Source organism: Streptococcus equinus (assembly GCF_900101445.1).
In the GTDB taxonomy this organism is placed as follows: domain Bacteria; phylum Bacillota; class Bacilli; order Lactobacillales; family Streptococcaceae; genus Streptococcus; species Streptococcus equinus_B.
In genome coordinates this window covers 251,046-275,915 of sequence record NZ_FNKE01000001.1, presented here as the reverse complement: position 1 = coordinate 275,915, position 24,870 = coordinate 251,046, and the positions used below count along the sequence as shown (strand labels likewise).

Annotated in this window: 21 protein-coding genes; 1 reads left to right on the top strand and 20 read right to left on the bottom strand. The window is 37.2% G+C overall.

The features are described 5' to 3' along the window. Positions 1-80: 80 nt before the first annotated feature. From BLR83_RS01335 to BLR83_RS10095, 6 genes are all read right to left on the bottom strand, one after another. The gene (locus BLR83_RS01335) at positions 81-2,870 is read right to left on the bottom strand and encodes a cation-translocating P-type ATPase (RefSeq protein WP_074559774.1); all 2,790 of its coding nucleotides are present in this window, start codon (positions 2,868-2,870) and stop codon (positions 81-83) included. Between the two features lie 180 nt (positions 2,871-3,050). After that, entirely contained in the window at positions 3,051-3,569 is a 519-nt protein-coding gene (locus BLR83_RS01330) for a chorismate pyruvate-lyase family protein (RefSeq protein ID WP_039697100.1), read from the bottom strand. 28 nt (positions 3,570-3,597) lie between these two features. Then, positions 3,598-4,752, bottom strand: coding sequence for an MFS transporter (locus BLR83_RS01325; protein WP_074559772.1), 1,155 nt, complete (start codon positions 4,750-4,752; stop codon positions 3,598-3,600). 47 nt (positions 4,753-4,799) lie between these two features. Next, on the bottom strand, positions 4,800-6,917 hold the full coding sequence (locus tag BLR83_RS01320) for a prenyltransferase/squalene oxidase repeat-containing protein (protein ID WP_074559770.1): 2,118 nt from the start codon (positions 6,915-6,917) through the stop codon (positions 4,800-4,802). 1 nt (position 6,918) lies between these two features. Next, positions 6,919-8,127, bottom strand: coding sequence for a glycosyltransferase family protein (locus BLR83_RS01315; RefSeq protein ID WP_074559768.1), 1,209 nt, complete (start codon positions 8,125-8,127; stop codon positions 6,919-6,921). Between the two features lie 11 nt (positions 8,128-8,138). Next, positions 8,139-8,969 (bottom strand): acyltransferase, encoded by an 831-nt coding sequence (locus BLR83_RS10095; RefSeq protein ID WP_074559766.1) that lies wholly within the window; start codon positions 8,967-8,969, stop codon positions 8,139-8,141. 154 nt (positions 8,970-9,123) lie between these two features. On the opposite strand from BLR83_RS10095, the gene BLR83_RS01305 reads away from it, so the two are divergent. Next, positions 9,124-9,423, top strand: coding sequence for an ArsR/SmtB family transcription factor (locus BLR83_RS01305; protein ID WP_074559764.1), 300 nt, complete (start codon positions 9,124-9,126; stop codon positions 9,421-9,423). A 36-nt stretch (positions 9,424-9,459) separates the two neighbouring features. On the opposite strand, the gene BLR83_RS01300 is transcribed toward BLR83_RS01305, so the two are convergent. The 14 genes from BLR83_RS01300 to trpX all read right to left on the bottom strand — a co-directional run bounded on the left by BLR83_RS01300 (position 9,460) and on the right by trpX (position 24,635). Then, positions 9,460-9,942: a DUF2798 domain-containing protein gene (locus tag BLR83_RS01300; RefSeq protein ID WP_074559762.1), complete on the bottom strand. Its 483-nt coding sequence runs from the start codon at positions 9,940-9,942 to the stop codon at positions 9,460-9,462. Positions 9,943-10,206: 264 nt separating this feature from the next. Further along, complete coding sequence (locus BLR83_RS01295; protein ID WP_074559761.1) at positions 10,207-10,500, bottom strand: DUF4176 domain-containing protein; 294 nt, start codon at positions 10,498-10,500, stop codon at positions 10,207-10,209. Continuing rightward, positions 10,497-10,718 (bottom strand): hypothetical protein, encoded by a 222-nt coding sequence (locus BLR83_RS01290; RefSeq protein WP_074559759.1) that lies wholly within the window; start codon positions 10,716-10,718, stop codon positions 10,497-10,499. Before BLR83_RS01290 ends, BLR83_RS01295 begins: the two co-directional genes overlap by 4 nt. 75 nt (positions 10,719-10,793) lie before the next feature. Then, the gene (locus BLR83_RS01285; protein WP_074559757.1) at positions 10,794-11,375 is read right to left on the bottom strand and encodes a hypothetical protein; all 582 of its coding nucleotides are present in this window, start codon (positions 11,373-11,375) and stop codon (positions 10,794-10,796) included. Positions 11,376-11,388: 13 nt separating this feature from the next. Further along, on the bottom strand, positions 11,389-12,873 hold the full coding sequence (locus tag BLR83_RS10005; protein WP_234793084.1) for a T7SS effector LXG polymorphic toxin: 1,485 nt from the start codon (positions 12,871-12,873) through the stop codon (positions 11,389-11,391). A 135-nt stretch (positions 12,874-13,008) separates the two neighbouring features. After that, positions 13,009-14,886 (bottom strand): ABC transporter ATP-binding protein, encoded by a 1,878-nt coding sequence (locus BLR83_RS01275; RefSeq protein ID WP_074559755.1) that lies wholly within the window; start codon positions 14,884-14,886, stop codon positions 13,009-13,011. Then, a complete protein-coding gene (locus tag BLR83_RS01270; protein ID WP_074559753.1) occupies positions 14,886-16,637 on the bottom strand; it encodes an ABC transporter ATP-binding protein in 1,752 nt (583 codons plus the stop codon). Before BLR83_RS01270 ends, BLR83_RS01275 begins: the two co-directional genes overlap by 1 nt. After that, positions 16,630-17,076: a MarR family winged helix-turn-helix transcriptional regulator gene (locus BLR83_RS01265; protein WP_074559751.1), complete on the bottom strand. Its 447-nt coding sequence runs from the start codon at positions 17,074-17,076 to the stop codon at positions 16,630-16,632. The genes BLR83_RS01270 and BLR83_RS01265 overlap by 8 nt, the downstream gene beginning before the upstream one ends. 189 nt (positions 17,077-17,265) lie before the next feature. Beyond that, the gene (locus BLR83_RS01260; RefSeq protein WP_074559749.1) at positions 17,266-19,185 is read right to left on the bottom strand and encodes an ABC-F family ATP-binding cassette domain-containing protein; all 1,920 of its coding nucleotides are present in this window, start codon (positions 19,183-19,185) and stop codon (positions 17,266-17,268) included. A gap of 77 nt (positions 19,186-19,262) precedes the next feature. Beyond that, the gene (locus BLR83_RS01255; protein ID WP_074559748.1) at positions 19,263-19,976 is read right to left on the bottom strand and encodes a matrixin family metalloprotease; all 714 of its coding nucleotides are present in this window, start codon (positions 19,974-19,976) and stop codon (positions 19,263-19,265) included. 149 nt (positions 19,977-20,125) lie between these two features. After that, positions 20,126-21,787, bottom strand: coding sequence for a ribonuclease J (locus tag BLR83_RS01250; RefSeq protein WP_039697111.1), 1,662 nt, complete (start codon positions 21,785-21,787; stop codon positions 20,126-20,128). A 200-nt stretch (positions 21,788-21,987) separates the two neighbouring features. Further along, positions 21,988-22,746, bottom strand: coding sequence for an ABC transporter ATP-binding protein (locus tag BLR83_RS01245; RefSeq protein WP_074559746.1), 759 nt, complete (start codon positions 22,744-22,746; stop codon positions 21,988-21,990). Then, positions 22,743-23,612, bottom strand: coding sequence for an ABC transporter permease (locus tag BLR83_RS01240; RefSeq protein WP_074559744.1), 870 nt, complete (start codon positions 23,610-23,612; stop codon positions 22,743-22,745). The genes BLR83_RS01245 and BLR83_RS01240 overlap by 4 nt, the downstream gene beginning before the upstream one ends. A gap of 21 nt (positions 23,613-23,633) precedes the next feature. Further along, on the bottom strand, positions 23,634-24,635 hold the full coding sequence (trpX, locus tag BLR83_RS01235) for a tryptophan ABC transporter substrate-binding protein (RefSeq protein WP_074559742.1): 1,002 nt from the start codon (positions 24,633-24,635) through the stop codon (positions 23,634-23,636). Between the last annotated feature and the right edge of the window lie 235 nt (positions 24,636-24,870).

Sequence of the window (24,870 nt, the reverse complement as noted above, 5' to 3'; positions counted from 1 at the left end):
AATTCTCCCCTAACTCTTGAATTTTACAGAGATTTGCAAAGAGTGTCAAGGAAAAGCCAGACGACAAGACCAAATCACTTCTATTTTCGCATCAAGCGTTTTCGCCACTCTTCAAGACCAACAATGACAAATGGACACATCACTAAGTAAACCCAGTGCCAGAAGCCAAGACTTGCGGTGTTGAAAAGATTATGGAAAATAGGCACGTAAACCAAAATCACAAAGATAATCAATTCAACGATTAATCCGATATTAATCAATGGATTGCCAAATAATTGCAACTTACGAATGGATTGGTCAGAAGTTCGGCTGTTCATGACCATACCGATTTGACAGAAGATAATAGCACCCAAGGTCATGGTTGTTGCTTCTTGGTACAATTGACCTGAACCTGCAAGCACCGCTAAATTACCATTGTGAAGTAGATAAGTGATGAAGAATGCACCCATAGCAAGAGCTGATTCAATCAAACCATACCATAGAAAGGCTTTTATCAGCAATTTCTTATCCAGCAAACGGTCCGTTAATTTACGAGGGGGTTCTTGCATGACACCTGGTTCTGGCGGTTCAACTCCCAAGCCAAGCGCTGGAATCATATCAGTTCCCAAATCGACGGCTAGAATTTGCATAACAGTCAAAGGAAGTGGGACAAATCCTCTTGATAAGAGGAAGAATGCTGACGGTACAGCTTCTGGAGTATTTGAGTTAAAGATATAAGTCAAGAATTTCTTGATATTATGGTAAACCGCACGACCTTCTTCAACCGCTTTAACGATGGATGCAAAATGGTCATCCGTCAAAATCATATCTGCCGATTCCTTAGCGACATCTGTACCCGTGAGTCCCATTGCAACACCGATATTGGCTTTTTTAAGTGCGGGAGCATCATTGACACCATCACCAGTAACAGCAACGACTTCACCTAATTCTTGAAGAGCTGATACGACTCGATATTTTTGCTCAGGTGCCACACGCGCAAAGACAATTTCGCCCTTGAGCGCTTCTTTTAAGGCTTCATCAGACATCTTTTCCAATTCTAAGCCAGTCACGACACGCGCATTATCACCTCGGACAATACCGATTTTCTTAGCGATACTGAGCGCTGTTAAGCCGTAGTCACCCGTCACCATGATAATACGAATACTTGCGCGATGACATTTTTCAACCGCCTCACGCACACCTTCCCGAGGAGGATCACTCATGGCAATCAAGCCAAGAAATACCATATTGTGTTCCAGAGTTTCTTGCGTCCATTGTTCTTCTTGGGTCAAACGGTCACTTTCCAAAGTCCGATAAGCAAGCGCCAAGACCCGCAAGCCATCCTTAGCAAAAGTATCATTGGCAGCTAAGATACGCGCCTGAACATCTGCTGTCATTTCATGAATACCGTTTTGGTCTTTGTAAAAATGGCAGAGCTCTACCATTTCTTTTGGAGCACCTTTGGTGATGGACACCAAAGAACTGCCATCGACTAAGCTGTCTACTTTGTTAACAGTTGTCATGCGCTTGCGCACTGAATCAAAAGGTAATTCTTTCAAGCGTGGTCCCCAAGACTTGTTTTTTTCAAGGGTTAAGCCAGCTTTTTCAGCCAAAACATTCAAACAAGCTTCGGTTGGGTCACCAAGAACTGTGTAGGAAGTATTTTCCTCACTCGGTGGCAAGACTTGTGCATTGCTACAAAGGTGAGCGAAGCGGACGAGGTGTTCAAGTGGTTGACTTTCGATAAGCGCAGCTTTCTTACCACTGCTTTTGCGGATATCTCCGTCAGCAGCGTAACCAAGCCCAGTCACATCATATTGAGCAGACACTTGCCAGAGGTGATTAACCGTCATGGCATTTTGGGTCAATGTCCCTGTCTTATCCGAACAGATGACTGATGTTGCTCCCAAGGTTTCAACGGATGATAATTTCTTAACCAAGGCATTTGATTTTGCCATGCGTTGCACCGCCATTGCCAAAGAAAGGGTAACGGTCGGAAGCAAGCCTTCAGGGATAAAAGCGACAATCATCCCGAGAGCGAAAATAAAGGATTTGGCGAAAGGTTCATGGACAAAGAGAGTCGCCGCGATGAAGAAAATAACACCAACCGTAATGGCAATGACTGAAATTTGTTTGGTCAAGTGGTCCAATTCTTTTTGAAGCGGACTTTTGTCGTCAGCCATATTTTGGGTTAGGTGAGCAATTTGTCCAAATTGGGTAGCCATACCTGTTGCTGAGACAATCATCTTGGCTGAGCCTGAGGAAACGGTCGTTCCTGCAAAGACCATATTGTCGTATTCAAGAGCTGTTTTTTGTGGGTCTGTATCAGCTTCACTAGTTTTATAAACTGGATTTGATTCACCCGTTAACGCAGACTGGTTAACCTGCAAGTCCGTCGCAAAGATAACACGACCATCTGCGGAAATTCGGTCTCCTTCTTCGATTAAGACAAGGTCACCAGGCACCAGCTCTTCAGCTAAGACTTTTTCTTCTTGTCCCTCACGGATGACACGCGCGTAAGAAGGCAACATCTTTTTCAAAGCTTCGGTTGCTTGGCTAGCACGATACTCTTGAACAAAACTGAAGACACCATTAACGATATTAACAAACCAAATGGCTAGACCAAGTTCAACACTGTGAGACAAAATCGCCACAGCACCACCAACCCAAAGCAAAATCGCCATGAGACTGGTGAAATTCTTGATAAAAGTCACAATTACTGGTTCTTTTTCAGCCTCTTTTAGACGATTAGGACCATATTGTTTTTGACGTTCCTTGACTTGTTCGTGCCTGAGCCCAGATTGTTGCGTAGCAGCGGCTTGATAAACGTCCTTTGCTGCGTAAGTTTCAAGGTCAAGTTGAACAGTTTTTTCATTTGTTCTATCACTCATAACTTGTTCCTCGATTTCTAAAAACGGTTTCACGTCCTTAAAGCCATTATACTACTTTTCAAAATCATTGAGGCAAATCAAGCAAGCCTTTCACACCATTTTCAACAAAATTTCCAAGTTTGTACAAAAAACACCTTAGACTGATATATCTAAGATGTCTTTTTATTTTAGAAGTATACTCTAAATTATTAACGTACCATTCAAAATATCAAATAAATTATCTTCTAAATATAATTCAATAATATGAAAATAAACTTCACCATTATGTATAAATTGGTACTCTTTTACTGGATACTTTGTAGTTGTTAGATTAAAAAAATCACAGTATTTGCTTAAATAAGCCGGCTTTCTTAAACCAGAAAAAATTTTTACTCTCCTGTAATCAATTTTTTCTAAAATTTTACCAATAGGTATTGAACAATTCTGAACACAAAAATCATCTAATTGCTTTACTTTATCAGCATCATAAATAACAATATTATTTGAGATGTCAATACCTCCAGCTTTTAATGTTGTAGCTCGCATAACCAAAGAATCTCCCCAATTATACTGAGTAGAATAGTCACTATCGCAAATAATACGTTCTTGAATTATTTCTACTTCAACTGTTTTATTCGTTATCGCTTCTAAAATTGAAGTAGTTGATCCAGTATTTTGAAATAAAATATCACTAAGAACCTTTTTCAAATTTCTTTTCATTTGCCCACCTTGTTACAACAAAGAACCATTAATTATCAACCTTCTTAAAAGCTCCTGCTTGATAATACAATAGCAACGAAAGAGCGATCATTACTGCTGCAAAAACAGCAATGCCAGAAAATCCTGCAAATTGTTCAAATAAAACACCACCAACGATACCCGCAATGGTTTCTCCTAAATACATCACGGCATTTGATAATGATGAAATCGTACTTCGAGCATTTTCTACAGTACTTTGCAATGTTGTCATAAATAATGGGAAAATAAATCCATTGTTCACATAAATAATGGTCAATAACACCTCTGCTACCCAAAAATGGTGAACAAGTAATAAAACCAAGTAAAGAATAACAAGTGTCGTCAATTCTGTTTTAAATGTTTTTTGTAAACCAAAACGCTTAACGATATGACTACCAAAAAGCGAACCTGCAAGATTACCTGCCCCAATAGCAATAATCGCTGTGCTAATATTAGCTAAAGACAAACCAAAACTATGATTATACCAAGTCGCAATAAACGTGATCGCTGTAAATGACCCTGTCTGAAAGACAAAATAAGCTAAAAGATAAGATACCGATTTTTTATTAGTCAAAACATTTTTATAAGCACTTGTAAAGGAGATTCTATGACCCTTTCCAATTTCCAATTTTGGCATATAAAAATTAATAAGAAGCAATAAAACCAAGGAAGCTGCTGAAATGGTAAAGAATGGGGCACGCCATGAAATTCCAGCAAGGTAACCACCAATCGGAACACCTGCCATCTGAGAAACAGATAAACCTGCCGTTGCATATCCCATTACCTGAACAATATTCTTTTTCTCAACCACCACTGGAATTGATGCCCAAACTTGAGGAGTCACAAAAGAAGCACTGATTCCAGCCAAAAAGCGAAACAAAAGCATCAAAGCAAATGAATTTGCAAAACCACATAAAAAGGTTGAAATCGTAAAGGCTAGCAAACCATATACCATCACTTTCTTGCGATCCCTTCCATCTGAAATTGGCCCTGAAACCAAAGCGAATAAGGCATAACCTATAGCATAAGCACTAACCATCCAACCAGAAATTGACGTATCAATATGGTAAAGACTAGATAAAGTCGTTAGCAATGGGGAAATCAGAAATGTATCTGTTCCAATAATAAACATGGTTAAAAAGAATAATGAAGCATATTTTTTCATTTTTTATAATCACACTTTCTATTGATAATAAATTTTCTTAATAAAAATTACGTTATTGTTGCAATCCAATATGGATTAATTTTCTTTTCTAACATATACGAAGCATGAATCGAGATAAATCCCTCGTCAGTAGTGTCTGATGGATGATTTAACAATTTTGAAAATCCACCATCTTTTGCTTGATGTTTTTTAAACCATTTTTTAGCCTCTAAAGTATATTTGGGTAGTTCACCTAACAAATACAAAGCAGCTATCGCATGATAAGTTCCAACAAAACTAATCGGTTGATTAGGTGTAATACGAAAACCGCCACTTTTATCCTGTAAAAGTTTTAACCATTCCACTGTTCGTTCTTTATTAGGAATTTTTACACCTAAAACATATAAACTATCTATTACACGAAAAGTAGAAAAAGCTTCTGATTTTTTCCCAGGTAAAACTGCAAAACCACCATCATCATTTTGTGATGATAACAAATATTGAATTAATCCCTCCTGATTGTCAGCCTTTGCGTTAAGAAGATGAAGAATTAGGACACCAAAATTAGTATGCCAAGTATCGCTTGGATAACCAGGGGCATTTCCAAAACCACCGTCAGCATTTTGACAATTTTTAACAAAGTTTATACACTTCTCAATATCAAAATCGTGGATTTTCAAGATAAATGAAGTTGCTACAACACAATAAGTTGTAAATAATTCCGACACCACTCCAGCCTGCTCACCAAAACCACCATCAACATTTTGCGCTGATTGCATATTTAAAAAAATCTTTTCTTTATTTTGAATTGGTAAACCAAGAACCTTTTTATCAGATATAACATGCATGGCTGAGAAATTTTGAGGACTTTTATCAGATTTAAAACCTAAAGGTGACGCATAAGGTGTTAACCCATAACCAAAACCAGATTTTGTTTTCTCTAACCATTTTTTATATTTTTCAATATTAATAAAGGAGTTTTCAAGCTTCCCAGTAGATACATAGTCTAGTGATTTATCAATTAACATTGTGTCATATTGAATCAACGGCTTCTTAATACTTGAATTCTCAATTTCTATATCTTTTAAAGCCAATGATGCTATTAGTTGAAGAGTTGCCTGTCTTTCGTGAAGTGGTAAATAATTTGTATTTCCTACAGAAAAACTACCTAAAGTATGAGGAGGTACCATAACGACCCTTGCCAGAGGAACTGATGGTGTTACTGGCGTTGAAAACCAACTTCCTTCTCCCATACAAATACTAGGATTTGATGAACTATAAAACCGTTTAACTTCTAGAAACAAGTAAGAAAAAGTATCAGAATTATTCTCGTACACTTTTCTTAAAACCCACAAAAAAGTAACATGATCTAACATTGATTTATATGGAAATGGTGATGTTGAGCAAGTGTAATAGGGTGTAATACTATCTACAGCAACAATATTATTTTTATTAACTTTATTCCAATAACCACCAGTGTGATGTTTATAATGCTGATTAATATATTGCAGTCTCTTTTCAAATTCCCTCTTATCCGTTGTTATTAGGAGTAAAAAAGCATTGTCTAATAGCATTTTTCCTTCAGCATATATTGGCTTGTTACTACTATCTAGATAACTCCAAATTCCTCCATTATCAGAATTAAATGAAACTAATTTTTCTTTTAACTCTTCTATCTTGTCACATTTTATCTCTTTTGAGATATAAATTGCCAAAATAATATTTAAAGCTCTTTGCCTTGAGTCCAAAACCTCATCTTCTAAACTCACAACAGAAGCAAAATTATTTTGAAACGCGCTTTCGATTATAGAATTAAAGTCACTTTTAGCTTGATTTAAAATTGTAGAGTCATTTTTAAAAATAGCATACTTGAAAAGCGAGTAACAAACAATCAAATTTACCAAAAGTGTTTTCACTTGACCAACATTAACCACGACTAAAGATGATTCTAAAATCTCAGAATAATTATCAGCAGTGATAAAAAAACTTAAATTTTCAAAATGTTTTTCCACTGCCTCTTCATCGCAATAATCAATTGCAGTCAGCAGAGCTAAAGCCGTATTAATAAGCTTTTTATCTTCAGTAATGATCTCATCTCCAGAAATCGCTGAATAGATTCCTCCTCTCTCATTATCAACAAATTTTTCATTAAAAAAATGATATATTGATTGGCCGTAAAAATCCATTTTAGTCCCCACTTTCAATGATAGATAAAATTTTATCTACACCTCTCTTCAATCCATCTTTATCGGGATTCAATATTCGATAAGCTTCAAAGATTGTATCTAGATTTCCATCTAAAATTTTTGAGGTAATATCACTCAATCCTTCAAAATCGTCACCAGAAATTGTCGGTAATCCTAAAAATTGTAGACGATTAAAAGCTTCAACTTCATGATATTCCATAAAACTTGGTAGATAGAATACCGATTTAATATTCAAATATGCCAGTTCAGTTACAGAAATCCAGCCTGGATGTGACCAAACCAATTTTGCATGTTTGATTAACTCTTCCCAGTTTGGAACATATGATAACACCTCGACATTTAAACGATTATCAATTTCCACTACATTTGGTACATCTCCAATTAAAAGTAATTTCAAATTAGGATACTTTTTACTTAACTTCTCAAAAGCTGAAATATAGGTATTAATTGCTAATAAAGAATCCTTCTCTAACATTGTTGTATTGGTAGAAGTTGCAACAATATAATCCTGAGAATAATCAAAATTTGTTAAAGTCTTTCCTTCTCGCTGTCTATACATAGAACCTACAAAATGAACCTTTGGATTATCTTCGTTCAATTTATCTAAAAAATCTGGGATAATCACCTTATCAGTGATTAATAAATCTATATTTTCTAAAATCCAATTAAAAACTTTTTCCAAATGCTCTTTTGCTTCTGTTATTTCATTATCATTGATATTAAATCCAGCTTTTTTCAAATCAGACAATGAAATATCGACTAGAGTGAAATTGTGACGTTCAGTAACAAAAATATTCTTTTTTCCAAGAATAATTGCTGCAATTGTTGCATTAATATTGTAATCACTTATCACGATATCAGTATTATATTTAGAAAATATACCAATATACTTAAGAATTTTATCTCCATTAAAAAAAGTCGGTACAAAATAATTAGAAATCATTGTTTCCCAATTAAGTTCTTCACTTAAATGAGATTTTTTGGATGAATCGACAACTCCTGATGGCGATAAATCCACAACATTAATCCCTGATTTTTCAAATAAATCAATAAAGACATCTTGCCTAGAACCTAATAAAACGGTAATTTCAAAATTGGGGTTACTGTTTAGTAATTGATTACCGATATTTAGCATCCTAACATTATGTCCAGTGCCAGTAGGATTAGGGGCTAAAACTACTCTTTTCATTTTTATTCTCCTTAGATATCATGTAACACAATACTTCCACTAGGAATTTCTGTGTTATCAGAAATAGAAATTCCTGGAAATACGAGAACGTTGTCTCCAATCACAACGTTCCTTCCAATACGCACAGAAGCAAATGTCATTGGTAAACTCAACTTTTTATAATCATGTGAATTAGATAAAATATGATTATTATTTCCAATCACAGAATTTTCACCAATATAGATTTTTCCTGCTCCTTCAAAAATATTCATATCTCCTATTGTTACCTTATCACCTATAGCAACACCTCCATTAAAACCTCCAATAAATATATTGGATTTTCCTAAATAACTCATTTCATTTGAAAGACTTGTAGAAATATAATTTCCGTCAACCCCTTCATGTATCCCGCACTTTTCATTCTGCTTTTCAAAAAAATAATCAAAAATCGTACCGAGTTCTGGAGCCTTATCCATATCAATATTCCTTGGATAAACGATATTTTTTTGCTTTACTTTATCAAATCTAATAATTGAAAACTCTGGCACATCTTGCGTAACATGAGTTCTGGCACCGACAACTGCTCCCTTATGTATCACAACACCTGGATCAATAATAGCCTGTGCCCCAATCCAAACAAAATCTTCAATAATAACTCTATCTTTAGTAAGCCGACCACAACTTACGTTAGAAGCAATCTGTATTCCTTGACCTAAACTTGTATTTTGTATATTTGAATAAAATCCAATAAAAATATTATCGCCAAATCTACAATTCTTTATTGAAGAATGCAATCGAATCCAGTTACGATTTCCTAAAACGCACTCTTCCACCCTAACACCTTCTTCAATTATCCTTTTCATATTTCCTCCTAATTAAAGAGTTTTAAAATCTTTGAACTATTGAATAATATATTACTACCCAATCTACATTATGTCAATATATTTTCTGAATTTTTTAATTATTATTTTGGATTTAAAAATTGACAAAACTATCATCTGATAGTACAATTATTATATGACTATTGAACAATATTCTAACTACAATGACGAAAACTTAATCAAAATTTTTAAAGCATTAGCTGACCCAGTTAGGTTAAATATTCTTCGTATTCTATCAAAAAGAGAAAGCGAACTTGGGTGTGGAGAAATTGGTGAATTGCTTGATATGAGCAAGTCTGCTGTCTCTTATCACTTTAAAACTCTTCGCGAAGCTGGACTTACTATCACTCGAAAAGCTGGACAAAATAAATTCGTTCGTTTAAATCATGAAACCCTTGAGAAATATTCGTTAACAAATTTGATTAATAACTTATAATTCAAAAAAGCTGGAAGATATCTTCCAGCTTTTACTTTATTCTGTTACTTCGACTGGCGCTTCTGCTAAAATTCCTTGTTTTTGAATTTCTCCGAGGAAGAAGCGTGCAATCGGACCAACGATTAAGAAATTATAAGGCAAGGCCACGACAAAGTTTGTAATCCATGTACGTCCATATAATGGAAGAGAAATAGCTGAAAAGCCATGACTAAAGACCATTCCATAAAATGACATACACGTTACCATACCAAGAACCATGCAGCCTGAAATCGTAAGGATTTTTACTAATTGGTGTTTTAAACCACTTGGTAGGATTCCAAAAGCAATTTTCTTAGCAATTGGACCAACGACTAAAGTATCTAAAATGAAAGCAACGATAAACCCTGGAATGAAACCTAAAAAGACATGTTTCCAAGAAAAAGCTCCTGCAACGAACAAGTTCCACATACTCATTCCGAAAACCATCATTCCACACATCAAACACGTAAATACCATTGCTTCTTTAAAATTACGAGGCATTTTATTCTCCATTCATTTCATTTTTTATCAACCCTCAACCTAGGTCGGCGTACAACAACATGTCCTCCGCTAGGATAGTGTCTGAATGGATTTTTTACTCCAACACTTCTCCAATCAACTCCAGTTTACAGTCAACAGGATTCAGTCTACCACAAAAAAATTTTCTTCGTAAGTGATTTTTGCCAAAAATTAAAAGTAAACGTTTTACAAATCTGCCTTCATAAATTTAATTAATCATTTGCCGTTCTTTAAGCAAGTAATCTACTACTTTAACTCTAATCGAGGATACTTGATATTGGCTCTATCTGCTTCATATTTTTGCTGTAGACTTTCTTCATTTTCATCAATATATCCTTTAAACCAGATTTTATCAATATTTTCATGATTAAAAAAGTAAGCTTGATTATCAACATTTCCATTTGGATAAAGACAGGCTGAATAATCAAAATAACCTATCTCACCATTATTATTATAAAGCGGAAAACGGCTAACAATCATCAGTTTCGCTTCACCTTTTTCTAATTGCACAACACTTCCGATAGGTAATAAAGTACTCATTTTAACTTCCTTTCTCGTAAGTTATCAGACAACTTTCCCGATTGTTCCATCAGGTTTCCAACATCTAATTCATCCATATTAACTAATACAAATATAGTCACTCCTCTATACCACCGATTGAGAATAATAGATAGAATCCCTACTATTAGTGAGAGTTCTGAAGATTTTTTTAATCTTTCTGTTTTTCCCTGTGCTTCAACGTATTCATTTTTGAACATACAAATTCTTCTCATTAATATCGTAATAATACGTTTTCTCTCCATCATGATGTAACTCAATTTTGTCTTGATAATTCATTTATTAAATACCCTTTTTAAAATAGCATATGGCTTTACTGTAGTTACAATAAAAAGATAACTTGTCATTAAAAACATCAAAAAATATAAGAAAAGCACTAATACATTTGAAAATAACAGAAAAACTAACCCTAAAACAATAGTTGGCACAATAAAAAGTAATCTAATTTTTAAAATTTTAGAACGATGCTGCTTCAGTTTTTCTAATACCTCTTCCTGGCAGCAATCAACTTTAATATATGTCAATGTTTTATAGTGTTCAGTAACTCTCTTTTTGAAATTTATCGCATACATCGTTATGCCATAAATACAGATCAACGTGACAATAGCTAAATTAACAATATTGACAAATAAAGTCGACCAAATACTATATTTATTTGTAAAAAATGCTCCTAGCATCAGGAAAATGGGAAGAAAAATGGGAATGCTTTTTCTAAGTATTGACATCTTTGAAACAATCTCTTTTTCTTTTGATTTTTCATACATTGACTGATTAAAGGCACGATAAAATGACTTATCATCAATGTCAAAATAAAGATAAAAATCTTTGTCAATCGGGTATAATGGTATTTTCGTCATTTAAATTCCTCACTTATTGAAAAACATTTCCTAAGTTGTTAAAAAATCCAGATACAGCCTCACCAACATCATCCATACACTCTTTTGGATTTCCCACAAAAGGTTTAATAACATTATCGTAAGTAGAATCAAAAAGCATCGCTCCACCTACACTTATTACAACACCAGCAACACCACCTATTACAGCTCCTGGAACAGCTCCAATAACTGGTATTGTAACAGCTCCTAACTCAGCCCCGATTACAGCTCCAGTTTCTGCCCCTGCTGTCCCAATGGCCACATGTGCTCCAGTCTTTACTCCAGCATCAACAACATCTTCACCACTTGATACCTGCATTCCAAAATCTATAGCTGATCCGACTACAACTGTACCATGTTTTGCAACACCAACAACAAAACGACTATAAGCAGGATTTACATCAATTGGAACAGTGTGAACTCCACCTCCAGCAAGTGCACCTACTGCAGCATATTGTGTGTTTTGAGTATTTTGTACCAACCACTCTAATGCTCCTTTAGTGAATTTTTCAGCAGCTTCATCAGTAATTTTACTCTGAGCTAATTCCTTCAAGAAAGATCCACCACTACTAGCCAATCCACTTTTAATTGACTGGTAAGTAGCTTTGGAAATAACTCCTTTATCTCTATCTTCTTTTGCTTTTTTCAAAAGTGCTTGTGAATTTCTATCAAGTTTCTCAGATTTCTTATAAGTTACCATAACTGCTTCAGGTACATTAGTAGATGATAAGATTTTTTCATCCATATACCCACTGTATTTAGAGTCATACAAATTCTTGGCGAGTTCATTTTTGAGCTGGTCACGTCTAGCCTTACCGCTAACAACAAGCTTAGTTTCTTTAACTTCTGTCTTGAAAGCTGTTTTCTTGTAAAAATCCTTAGCTTTCTTGCTAGTATACGAACCACTTCCTAGGTCAGACAAACTTGCAATTTGTGTATTTTGTTCATCTAGGATGTCGCCTGCTTCGCTGGTAAAGACTGTGTTGTTAAACGTCCCCATGTCCTTGATAGTGTTAGTTAGGACTTTCTTGGCACCTCTAAATTCTGAAATGGCATCATCCGTTGTTACTTTAGTTAGTGTGACAATGTCTGCGACATCGTCAATTGCCTTGTTAATCGCGTCTGAGCTTGTCTTTAATTGCTCTAACGGTGAGTCAAACTTGTCCACCGTTTGTTGCAAGACATCCGTGTCGATAATGGCAGAGTCACTATTTTCACTCACAATACTCTTAAAAGTGCTGATGAGATTGTCATAACCTTGCGAAATGACATCCAAACTGTTCACATAGTTCGTCAGCAACGGCACTTGGTAGTTATTGATTTTATTGTCAATCACATCTTTAACATCACCTTTTAGAGCCTCTGAATTGGCTGCGCTTTTGAGCTTTTTCTTTGCGCTTGAAAGCTGACTCTTTGTTTGACTGATAGAGCTTTTGAGGCTATCGCGCTGCGCTATTACCTCGCTCATCTTAATCTTCATAAATCTCTCCCCAAATTTAACCGATTTTTTCTAATCATTATATCATAAATTGAAACAGTTTTCAGAAATTTATTTCAAACAAAAAACAACCCTTGAAAAACAGCTCTGCTATTTTCCAAAGATTGTCTAAAACTATTATTCGCTAATGGCGTTACCTGTGTAGAGTTGGTAGTAACGGCCTTTTTGAGCGATTAATTCGTCGTGGTTACCACGTTCAATGATGCGTCCTTGTTCAAGGACCATGATACAATCAGCATTGCGAACCGTTGATAAGCGGTGGGCAATGACAAAGGTTGTACGACCTTTCATAAGAGCGTCCATACCTTCTTGAACGTGAACTTCGGTACGTGTATCGATTGATGAAGTTGCTTCATCAAGGATCAAGGCTGGTGGATTAGCCACAGCCGCACGCGCAATCGCAAGCAATTGACGTTGTCCTTGAGAAAGATTGCTTCCGTCACCCGTCAAAACAGTATCATAACCTTCAGGCAAGCGTTTAATGAAATCATGCGCATTTGCCAATTTTGCAGCATCGATACATTCGTCATCAGTCGCATTCAAACGTCCGTAACGGATGTTGTCCATAACTGTACCAGTGAAAAGGTGTGTATCTTGCAATACAATCCCTAAACTACGACGAAGATCTGCTTTTTTAATTTTACGGATATTGATGCCATCGTAATGAATCTTACCTTCTTGGATATCGTAGAAACGGTTAATCAAGTTCGTAATAGTTGTTTTACCAGCACCAGTTGAGCCGACAAAGGCAATCTTTTGACCAGGTTCAGCAAAAAGATTGATGTCATGAAGCACCATCTTATCATCATTGTATCCAAAGGTAACGTCTGTGAAAGTCACGCGACCTTCTTGCTTGTGATAAGTGACTGTACCATCTTCATGTGGGTGTTTCCATGCCCATGTACCAGTTGCTTCTTCAACTTCTTGAAGATTACCAGCAGTATCTTCTTTGGCGTTGACCAATTCAACATAACCTTCATCAACTTCTACTTCAGCATCAAGCAATTTGAAGACACGGTCTGCCCCTGCCATTGCCATAACTACAGAGTTGATTTGTTGGCTGATTTGAGTGATTGGGTTAGTAAATCCACGGTTCAATGCAAGAAAAGAAACCAAAGTCCCCAAAGTCAAACCAGCATAACCATGAAGTGCCAAAGCCGCACCGAGCATGGCACAAAGAACATATGAAATGTGTCCAATGTTAGCAGATACTGGCATCAAGATATTGGCAAAAATATTGGCATTTGTAGCCGAATGACGGAGTTCTTGGTTGAGTTTACGGAAGTCTTCTTTGGCACGTTCTTCGTGGTTAAAGACTTTAACGACTTTTTGACCGTCCATCATTTCTTCGATGAAACCATTAACGCGACCAAGGTCATTTTGTTGGTCATGGAAATACTTTGAAGATTGCGCAGCAATTTTACGAGCTACATAAAGCAAAACAATAACCATGAAGACTGACAGAGCTGACAATGGCACATTCAAAAATAACATGCTGACAAAAGTTGTCAAAATCGAAAAGCTTGAGTTGACCACTTGCGGGATACTTTGCCCAATCAATTGACGAAGGGTATCAACGTCGTTGGTATAGATTGACATGATGTCCCCGTGAGCATGTGTATCAAAGTACTTGATTGGCAAGCTTTCCATGTGCGTAAAGAGGTCAATACGAATACGACGCATTGTTCCTTGTCCCACATAAACCATCAAACGGTTATAAGTGTAAGTACTTGCTACCCCAATAATCCCAATAATGATTAGTTGGAAAATAGCATGCGCTAAACCAGAAAAGTCAGGATTTTTAGCAGCCAAAAGAGGTGTGACATAACTATCAATCAAGGTTTGCATGAACAAACTAAAACGAACCATACAAAGCGCAGCAATCAAAATCAAGACAAAGACAGCCATGAAACGCCATTTATAATTCTTAATCACATAAGCCAAAACACGTTTTAGTGTGGCCTGTTTGTTCACTTCTTTTTTAGGTTGAGCCATTAGTTATTACCTCCTTCCTCATCAAAATCACCGCTACCTTGTTGTTGAACCTCATTGATTTCACGGTAGATAGCGTTTGTTTGTAGTAATTCATCGTGACTAGCAAAGCCTGAGATTTTACCATCATCAAGAACCAAAATCTTATCTGCGTGTTGCACACTTGAAATACGTTGTGCAATGATAATTTTTGTTGTTCCTGGAATTGTTTCTTCAAACGAACGACGGATATTGGCATCTGTGGCAGTATCCACGGCACTTGTTGAATCATCCAAAATCAAAACTTTTGGTTTTTTAAGCAATGCGCGAGCAATACAAAGACGTTGTTTTTGACCACCAGAGACGTTGCTTCCGCCTTGTTCAATCCATGTATTGTATTTATCAGGGAAGCGTTCGATAAATTCATCAGCACAAGCTTGACGACACGCTTCCATACATTCTTCATCAGTCGCATTTTCATTTCCCCAACGAAGGTTATCAAGAATAGTACCTGAGAAAAGGACATTTTTTTGGAGCACTACGGCAACTTGGTCACGAAGAACTTCCAAATCATATTCGCGAACATCATGTCCACCAACTTTAACTGACCCTTCATCCACATCGTAAAGACGAGAAATCAAGTTAGCAAATGATGTCTTACCTGAACCAGTACCACCGATAACACCGATGATTTCACCAGATTTGACACTAAGGTCAATGTCAGATAGCACTTCTTCTCCACCACCGTGTTTGTATGAAAAATGTACGTGGTTAAACTCGATGTTTCCATTTGGAACTTCCATCAATGGATTTTCAGGGTTCACGATATCAGCTTTTTCATTAAGCACTTCTGCAATACGTTCGGCACTGGCTGTACTCATTGAAACCATAACCATAATCATTGACAACATCATAAGAGACATCATCATGGCAAAGATGTAAGACATTAGAGATGTTAATTCACCCGTTGTCAGTGTACCACCAACGATGAATTGTGCTCCAAACCATGATAAACAGATGATACAACCAAAGATGATAAACATCATAACTGGCACGTTGAAAATGATGATTTTCTCAGCTTTAACAAATAAACGGTAAATATTTTCAGCAGCCTTCGTGAATTTTTTATTTTCATATTTTTCACGTACAAATGCTTTAACCACACGAATGGCAGAAATATTTTCCTGAACGCTGGCATTCAAATCATCATATTTACGGAAAACGTAATTGAAAGTTGTCATAGCCTTACGCATGATAAATAGAAGCGATGCTCCCAAAATCAAAACAGCCGCAAGGAAAATCAAACTCAAACGTTGGTCCACCACAAAACACATAATCATACTAACAATGATTGTGAGCGGTGCACGCACAACGATACGAATAATCATTTGATAAGCATTTTGCACATTTGTAACGTCTGTTGTCATACGAGTGACAAGACCAGCTGTACTGTATTTATCAATATTTGAAAAGGCAAAGGTTTGAATATTATCATACATTCCTTCGCGCAAATTAGCGGCAAATCCTGCTGAGGCTTGCGCAGCGAATTTACCAGCCAAGAAACCAGTTGTTAAACCACATGTGGCAAGAACCAACATCAAAATTCCATACTTCATGGCAACAGCCAAATTCCCAGCTTGTACCCCTTGGTCAATTAACTTAGCAATGACAAAAGGGACTGACATATCGAAGAAAACCTCTAAAGCTGCACACAAAGGAGCAAGTAAAGATGGTGTCTTATACTCCTTAACTTGAGCTAAAAGAGTTTTAATCATTCTCGTCACCTCTTTCTACAACATTATAATAAGCTCTCTCGAGCAAAGAATGAAATGTTTCTTGGTCTTTATCAAAAAAGCCTCTGATAATATCGTCTTCGGATTCCTGCAAATGATCACACACAAGAATAATCAAGTCAAGTCCCTTATCAGAAATACGTACTTTCTTGATACGCTTGTCCTTGTCATCCTGAACCGTAGTAACCAACTCTTTTTGTTCCAAACGCGAAATAATTCCCGCCATAGTTGGTTGTGACACTTCAAATTCCTTTTCCAATTCCTTATAAGTACAGCATTCCTTAGTGTCTTTCAAATACAGCAAGACCCAAGATTGCATAATCGTAATGTTATAAGGTTTTAAGAAATTGTTCATATTTTGTTCCAAACGATGCGCGATTCGCTTAACAAGCCAACCGTATGGAGCATTTTTAGGATTCATACTAACCTCCGACAATAAAAAAGCAAGGTCTTAAAATATGCCAGAATTGATTGACATCTCTTAAGAATTGCTAAACATTCCATTTTATTCCATTAATTATTATAAAACATTGAATTCAAAAGTCAATAGCCTGCTATTGATTTTTTGAAAACAAAAAAATCCCGACATTTCTGCCGAGATTCGTCTAGCTTACCCTTCAACTTTTTCGCTGAGTTCTTCCCACTCTAACATGAGGGTTTCTTGTTTTTCTGTTAGTTCGTCGAGTTCTTTTTGCAAATCAATTAACTCGCTAGCTTCGTTTGTGGCAAGCATGGCTTGGTTGATTTCTTCTTCACGCGCTTCAATCTCTTCCAATTGGTTTTCAATTTCAGTGATGCGACGTGTGAGTTTGCGAAGTTCTTTTTGATTAGCTTTTTGCGCTTGATAATCATTTGCTGGCGCTTTTTCAACGACTACGGTTGTTTTTTCTTGCGCTTCTTCTGCTTTCATGCGAGCCAATTCTTCCAGCTCTGCTTTTTTCTCAAGGTAATAATCATAATCGCCAAGATAAAGGGTTGAGCCTTCTTCAGAGATTTCAAGCACTTTTGTTGCCACACGGTTGATGAAATAACGGTCGTGACTGACAAAAAGTAATGTACCGTCAAAATCAATCAAGGCATCTTCCAAGACTTCCTTGCTGTCGATATCCAAATGGTTGGTTGGTTCGTCAAGGATAAGGAAGTTGTTGTTTTGCATTGACAATTTAGCCAAAAGCAAACGAGCACGTTCTCCACCAGAAAGCATGCTGACCGATTTTTTAACGTCATCACCTGAGAAAAGGAAGGCTCCCAGACGATTTCTGATTTCCACTTCAGGTGTAGTTGAGAAATCATTCCAAAGTTCATCAAGAACGGTATTAGTACGTGTCAAGTTTGATTGCGTTTGGTCATAGTAGCCAACTTCGACGTTAGCCCCGTAAGTTGATGTTCCTTTGATAAATGGAATTTGCCCGACGATAGATTTAATCAAAGTTGATTTTCCGATACCATTTGGTCCAACGATGGCAATAGCATCAAATTTCTTAACATCGATGTTAATCGGCTCAGATAAGATTTGGTCATCATAACCGATTGCTGCATCTGCCACTGTCAAGACGACATTTCCTGACACCTTGTCCGCGTGGAAAGTCATGTTGGCAGATTTTTGTCCAGCTGATGGCTTGTCCAAGCGCTCCATTTTTTCTAGTTGTTTGCGGCGAGCTTGGGCACGTTTTGTCGTTGAGGCACGAACAAGGTTGCGTTGCACAAAGTCTTCCAACTTAGCAATTTCTTTAGCTTGTTTTTCATAATTTTTAGCTTCAAGAGCCAATTTCTCAGCCTTCAAATCCATGAATTTTGAGTAATTACCGACGTAGCGATCAAGTGAATGTTTTGTCAAATCAAGTGTCACTGTTGCGACTTTATCTAGGAAGTAACGGTCGTGACTGACAATAATCAAAGCGCCTTGATAGTTAACCAAGTAATTTTCAAGCCAAGCAATGGTTTCAATATCTAAGTGGTTGGTTGGTTCGTCAAGAACAAGTAATTCTGGTTTTTCAAGCAACATTTTAGCAAGTGCCAAGCGTGTGTTTTGCCCACCAGACAACTCAGAAATTTTCATTTGCCACATAGACTCATCAAACTTGAATCCATTTAAAATGGCTTTGATTTCTGCTTCATAAGTGAAACCACCTTTGACACGAAACTCTTCTGACAAGCGGTCATAGTCTGACATCAATTTATCAAAAGCATCGCCTGTTAGCTCTGCCATTTGCATTTCCATCTTGCGAAGACGTGATTCCATGCTGCGCACGTCATCAAAGACATGCAACATTTCATCAAAAATGGTATTTTCTGACTCAAAACGGCTATCTTGCGCTAAGTAAGACAAGCTCAAGTCACGTTTGGTATTGATTTCGCCAGAAGTTGGCGCTTCTTCACCGACTAAAATTTTAAGTAAGGTTGATTTTCCCGCACCATTTCGCCCAACAAGCGCAATGCGGTCCTTCTCATCAACTTGAATATTAATATTATCAAATAAGACATCGCCCGAAAATGAGCGTTCAATTTTGTTTCCTTGTAAAATAATCATATGTCTATTTTAACAAATCCTCACTCGTTAAACTAGGATAATATCAAAAAATCTGCTCAAATGAGCAGATTTCATTACTATTGATTATAAATCGATTGTACTTTTTGGATATCGACCGTTTGAATGCCGTAATATGATCCTGAAGACTGCATGACAGATTCTTCATTGTCATCGTGGTCAAGCCCAATCGCGTGCCCCAATTCGTGCTCTGCTGTGTAGACGATACGATTATGTGTGTAGCCATAATCATTGTCAAGCAAGTAATAAGTATTTAACTTAACGTCTACATGCGTAATCTGATTAGTCAGTGCATTGGTTTCGGTCTCAGCAAGCCCTGCTGCCTTAGAGCTGGCATCAGAATATTCTGTCGCCACAATATTAGCAGAACTTTCATCACTCACAAGCGTAAAGGTAAAAGCACCCGTCGCATTCCAAGCATTGATGGCTTCTTCATAAGCATTGACTAAAGTTTTATTTGTCGTCTTAATATAAACTGTCGCTGAATTACTTGACCAACGCGCACCAGAATAATGCGTGAAATCATCAGTCGATAAATCTTTTAAATTCTTAGCAATATCATCTTTATTATCCTGAAAATAAGCTGTCACACTATTAGCAGCATCTAAAATGGAATTTGCTAACTGTGAGCTACTGTTATTGGCATAATAAAGCAAACCAAAACACACAATCGCAATCAAAATGATTGTCTTAATAATAGCCCAGAAAAAATTCCAGATAATATTAATAATGAGGCTTGGAATGAAAAAGATAATCTTAAATAGTGTTCTCATACGTACCCTTTCTTTCTAGAATTCTAAACATTAACAAATTACCTCGGGCTTTAGTATAACAAGCCCAGCTTAAAAAAACAAGAAAAAATAAACATTTCGGTACACAACAAAAAAAGAAGCTAGTTTATTTACTAGCTTCAATATCTTTCTTATCTCACTTCCATAACGACTGGTAAAATCGCTGGGCGGCGTTTGGTTTGGTCAAAGAGGAATTTAGCCACTTCATCGCGGACAGCTCCTTTTAGTTCACCCCAGTCAAAACTATCTTGTTCCAAGTAGTTTTCAACGGTTTGGTTAACCAATTCAGCTGATTCACGAAGGATATCACGGCTCTTCTTAACGTAAACAAATCCGCGTGTGTGAATTTTTGCTTTTGATACAATTTTCTTTTCGCGTTTATTAACAGTCAAAGCAACGATGAAGATACCATCTTCTGACAAGACTTTACGGTCGCGAAGAACGATGTTTCCGACATCACCGATAGCATTACCGTCAATCATGACATCGCCTGCTGGCACACTACCTTCATGGTTGAAACCATTTTTACCAAGAACCATAACATCACCGCGTTTCACGATATAGATGTTTTCAGGATACATTCCCACTTCTTGTGCCAATTCAGCATGAGCAGCCAAATTACGGTACTCACCTTGAACTGGGAAAAGGTATTTCGGTTGAAGAAGGTTAAGCATCAACTGCAAATCACGTCCATTGGCATGGCCTGAGACATTAAGTGTCTTCGTAATAAGGTTAACCGTACCACCAGCTTTGTAAATAAGGTTTTCAACACGCGCAACCGCTGCTTCTTTTGAAAGACTTGGTGTTGTAACGATGTAAACCAAATCACCGTCTTTAATTTGAACATAACGGTGACGACCAAGTGCCATCTTGTGTAGACCATTGATTGGTTCACCCATACGACCAGCTTCAAGAATAATCAATTCATGGTCTTCGTATTTGTGCATGTCTTTTGGTTTAATGATTAATTTTTCATCAACCAAACGAAGACGTTTCATACGAATAGCTGTGCGGACAATGTTTTCAGCGTCAAAACCAGTCAAGACCACACGACGACCGTATTCAGCAGCTGAGTCAAAAACTTGTTGGATACGCACAAGGTTTGAAGCAACCGCAGCAATGATAACGCGACCTTCAGCATCAGCAATAGCACTGTCCATTTCAGCAGCAACTTCTGCTTCACTTGCTGTCATGACGTGGCTTGTAGCATTAGCAGAATCAGAAAGAAGGGCAAGCACACCTTCGCGTCCAATTTCAGTCAAACGTCCCAAGTCAGTGCGGTAATATTTACGCGCAGCTTGGTCAAACTTAAAGTCACCAGTGTAGACGATGTTTCCTTCATCGGTACCAACTACAATCCCTAGACTTTCAGGAACTGAGTGAGTTGTTTTGAAGAATGAAATCGTCGCATCCGCAAATTCGATTTCAGTTTCAGCGTCGATAACGTGGAAATTATTGAATTTCTTAACGTTGTTATTTTTCTTAACAAAGAGCTTCGCTAACTCAATAGTAAGTGGTGAACCAAAGACTGGCGCTTTAAATTCTTGCAAAATATAAGGCAAAGCTCCGATAGCATCGGCGTGCCCGTGTGTCAAGAAAATCCCTTGCACACGTTTTTTGTTTTCAATTAGGTAATCAAGGTTTGGAATGACTTCATCCACACCAAGTTGCTCATTTTCAGGATACTTCAGTCCAGCATCCAAAACGAAAATTGAGTCATTAACTTCTACCACATAGAGGTTTTTCGCATTTTCACGAACCCCACCTAGGGCAATAATTTTAATATCGCTCATGACGATGTTTTCTCCTCATTTTATTTTTTTATACGTGCAAACCATGTTTGCTTATTTCTTTTACTAACGGTCCTTGCCTCCAAAAAGGTTAGCAAGTCGAATTACAGCAACTTAATTGTAACATATTTTCAGAAGATTTTCTTCTTTATGATTTGGAAAAGTCGCTCAAGGCATAAAAAAACGCCCGAAGGCGTTTCGTTTTATTCAAATAATTGATAGTAATCAGCAATTGCCATTTGTGCTTTTTCATCTTGGTTGAGGTCTTTGATGATTTTCCCATCTTTCATGACAATCAAGCGATTGCCGTACTTCAGAGCATCTTCCATGTGGTGTGTAATCATGAGCGCTGTCAACTGATCTTCCGTCACGAATTCATCCGTCAGATTCATCAATGACACACTTGTTTTGGGATCGAGAGCTGCTGTATGCTCATCAAGTAAAAGCAACTCTGGACGTTTTAGCGTTGCCATCAAGAGGCTAAGGGCTTGACGTTGCCCACCTGATAAAAGACCAGTCGGCGTATCCAAATGTTTTTCAAGACCATTGCCAGTTCGTGCCACCAATTCTTTAAATTCATCCGTAAAACTGTGAATTTTTCGTGGCAAAAGACCACGTTTTTCACCACGGTATTTGGCAATCAAGAGATTTTCAGCCACTGTCATACGAGGCGCTGTTCCCATTTTAGGATCTTGGAAGACACGCGCAAGGTAATTAGCACGTTTTTCAGCAGGCAGATGCGTCATATCTTTTCCAAGGATTGAAATGCTTCCGCTAGTTAACATCAAAGTCCCAGCAATCACATTGAAAAGGGTTGATTTACCAGCACCATTTCCACCTAAAATCGTTAAAAAGTCGTGTTCATAAATGGTCAAATTCACATCATCAAGGATTGTTTTGACCTCATCAAGACCATTATTTACTTGAACTGTTGCATTTTTTAATTCGACAATTTTTTTCATCGTGATAAGGTCACTCCTTTAAAGAATTTATTTTTAAGAACAGGAACCATAAGACAAATGGCTAGGACAATGGCACTGAATAATTTGAGGTAGTTGGTATTGAAACCAAGAGCAATCACACCTGTGATTAAGAATTGGTACAAGATTGAACCGACCACGATAGCAATCAAACGTTCAAGCAGTGTCAAACCAGTTGAGTAAAGCACCTCTCCGATAATGATACTTGCAAGACCGATAACAATAACACCAATCCCTTTTGACACATCAGCGTAGCCGTCTTGTTGACTGACAAGAGCCCCTGACAAAGCAATCAAACCATTTGAAATGGTAAGTCCCATAACTTCCATGCGGTCAGTATTGATTCCAAAACTCTTTGCCATATCTCGGTTATCACCAGTTGCGATGTAAGCTTGACCAAGACGTGTGTATAGGAAGAAAATCAGCGCTGAGATGACAATGACCACCGCCAAAAGACCGATTACCAAAAGGTTTGTACTGTCAGCAAATGGAAGCAAAGCTTGCAAAGGTTTGATGTTAAGCAAACCTAGGTTGGCACGTTTCATAACCATAAGCATGACAGAGTTACATGACGTCATCACCAAAATCCCTGCTAAGAGTGTCGGAATTTTTCCTTTGGTGTAAAGAAGACCAGTAACAAGACCAGCTAAGCAACCAGCGAGCATACCTGCCAAAGTGGCTAGCAAAGGGTGTGCCCCGTGATTCATCAAAGTAACAGCCACTGCTCCACCAAGAGGGAAAGACCCTTCAGTCGTCATATCTGGAAAATTAAGAATTCGGAAAGTAAGGTAAATTCCTAAACCAAGAATCCCCCACAAAAGTCCTTGTGAAACTGACGAAATAATCATATGATGTTTTCTCCTTCTCTCCTAATTTTCATCTGCTTTAACAGCTACTGTTGCTTTTGACAACATGCTATCTGGAACCGTAATACCAAGCTCTTGAGCTTCTTTTAAGTTAAGGGTTGGAGTACCCGTATTGACAATGTTAACTGGCACATCTGATACTTTTTTACCAGCAAGCAATTTAACTGCCGATTTAGCTGTTTCAACCCCTAAATCATATTGACTTTGAGCAACTGAAGCAAGACTTCCTTGTTCAACCATAGTGTCTACACATGAGTAAACTGGAATCTTAGCAGCATTTGCTGAGTTAACAACAGTTGAAAAAGCTGAGGCGATGGTATTATCTTGTGGGACAAAAACAGCATCCACTTTACCAGTCATGACAGACATGGTTGTTTTAATTTCATTGGTTGATGGGACAGCGTACTCAATCACATTGATACCAGCTGCTTTAGCGTATTTTTTAAATTCAGCCACTTGAGATACGGAATTATCTTCGCTGCTAGCATACAAGACTCCGATTGTTTTTGCGTTTGGTGTAATTTCTTGAATCATCTCAACCGTTTGTTTAATCGGCACTTGGTTAGAAACTCCTGTTACGTTTCCTTCTGGTTTTTTAAGATTTTTAACCAATTTTGCTCCGACTGGGTCTGAAATAGCTCCCATCACAACTGGAATGTCTTTGGTTGCTGAAGCTAGTCCTTGAGCAGCTGGTGTTGCAATCCCAATGACCACATCATTTTTAGCATGAACCAATTGTTTACTCATGGTTTGGATTTTACTTTGGTCACCTTCGGCATTTAAGACAGTAATCTTAGTATTTGCTTTGTCGTAGCCAGCATCAGCTAAGCCATCTTCAATCCCTCTTTCGATTTCATCAAGAGCATCGTGGGTAACATATTGTAGAATACCGATTTTAATCTCTCCATTTTTCGCTGACTCATTTTTAGTCTGGTCATAAATCATTGAACCAGCTACTAAAATGACAAGGGCAATAAGTGTTCCAATAAGTGCTTTATTTTTCATATTTTTCTCCGATGAACAATCTAATTTATTTAATACCTTATTTTCAATCTGATGAGTCAACTAAAAAGAAAAGCGTCTAGTAATTGCTTACTACACGCTTTTTTATCTTGTAACTAAGATTAGCGCATAGATACTTTTTAGAAGTACTCCAAAAGTCGTATCTATGCAACAACATAAACACAACTTTTACATACGCCAACTTTGCCAACTTGTAAGAGTTTGTGTCATGTTCATA

Coding starts and splice junctions, on each gene's coding strand:
- BLR83_RS01335 (WP_074559774.1), bottom strand. CDS start 2,870: ATGAGTGATAGAACAAATGAAAAAACTGTTCAACTTGACCTTGAAACT.
- BLR83_RS01330 (WP_039697100.1), bottom strand. CDS start 3,569: ATGAAAAGAAATTTGAAAAAGGTTCTTAGTGATATTTTATTTCAAAAT.
- BLR83_RS01325 (WP_074559772.1), bottom strand. CDS start 4,752: ATGAAAAAATATGCTTCATTATTCTTTTTAACCATGTTTATTATTGGA.
- BLR83_RS01320 (WP_074559770.1), bottom strand. CDS start 6,917: ATGGATTTTTACGGCCAATCAATATATCATTTTTTTAATGAAAAATTT.
- BLR83_RS01315 (WP_074559768.1), bottom strand. CDS start 8,127: ATGAAAAGAGTAGTTTTAGCCCCTAATCCTACTGGCACTGGACATAAT.
- BLR83_RS10095 (WP_074559766.1), bottom strand. CDS start 8,969: ATGAAAAGGATAATTGAAGAAGGTGTTAGGGTGGAAGAGTGCGTTTTA.
- BLR83_RS01305 (WP_074559764.1), top strand. CDS start 9,124: ATGACTATTGAACAATATTCTAACTACAATGACGAAAACTTAATCAAA.
- BLR83_RS01300 (WP_074559762.1), bottom strand. CDS start 9,942: ATGCCTCGTAATTTTAAAGAAGCAATGGTATTTACGTGTTTGATGTGT.
- BLR83_RS01295 (WP_074559761.1), bottom strand. CDS start 10,500: ATGAGTACTTTATTACCTATCGGAAGTGTTGTGCAATTAGAAAAAGGT.
- BLR83_RS01290 (WP_074559759.1), bottom strand. CDS start 10,718: ATGTTCAAAAATGAATACGTTGAAGCACAGGGAAAAACAGAAAGATTA.
- BLR83_RS01285 (WP_074559757.1), bottom strand. CDS start 11,375: ATGACGAAAATACCATTATACCCGATTGACAAAGATTTTTATCTTTAT.
- BLR83_RS10005 (WP_234793084.1), bottom strand. CDS start 12,873: ATGAAGATTAAGATGAGCGAGGTAATAGCGCAGCGCGATAGCCTCAAA.
- BLR83_RS01275 (WP_074559755.1), bottom strand. CDS start 14,886: ATGGCTCAACCTAAAAAAGAAGTGAACAAACAGGCCACACTAAAACGT.
- BLR83_RS01270 (WP_074559753.1), bottom strand. CDS start 16,637: ATGATTAAAACTCTTTTAGCTCAAGTTAAGGAGTATAAGACACCATCT.
- BLR83_RS01265 (WP_074559751.1), bottom strand. CDS start 17,076: ATGAATCCTAAAAATGCTCCATACGGTTGGCTTGTTAAGCGAATCGCG.
- BLR83_RS01260 (WP_074559749.1), bottom strand. CDS start 19,185: ATGATTATTTTACAAGGAAACAAAATTGAACGCTCATTTTCGGGCGAT.
- BLR83_RS01255 (WP_074559748.1), bottom strand. CDS start 19,976: ATGAGAACACTATTTAAGATTATCTTTTTCATTCCAAGCCTCATTATT.
- BLR83_RS01250 (WP_039697111.1), bottom strand. CDS start 21,787: ATGAGCGATATTAAAATTATTGCCCTAGGTGGGGTTCGTGAAAATGCG.
- BLR83_RS01245 (WP_074559746.1), bottom strand. CDS start 22,746: ATGAAAAAAATTGTCGAATTAAAAAATGCAACAGTTCAAGTAAATAAT.
- BLR83_RS01240 (WP_074559744.1), bottom strand. CDS start 23,612: ATGATTATTTCGTCAGTTTCACAAGGACTTTTGTGGGGGATTCTTGGT.
- trpX (WP_074559742.1), bottom strand. CDS start 24,635: ATGAAAAATAAAGCACTTATTGGAACACTTATTGCCCTTGTCATTTTA.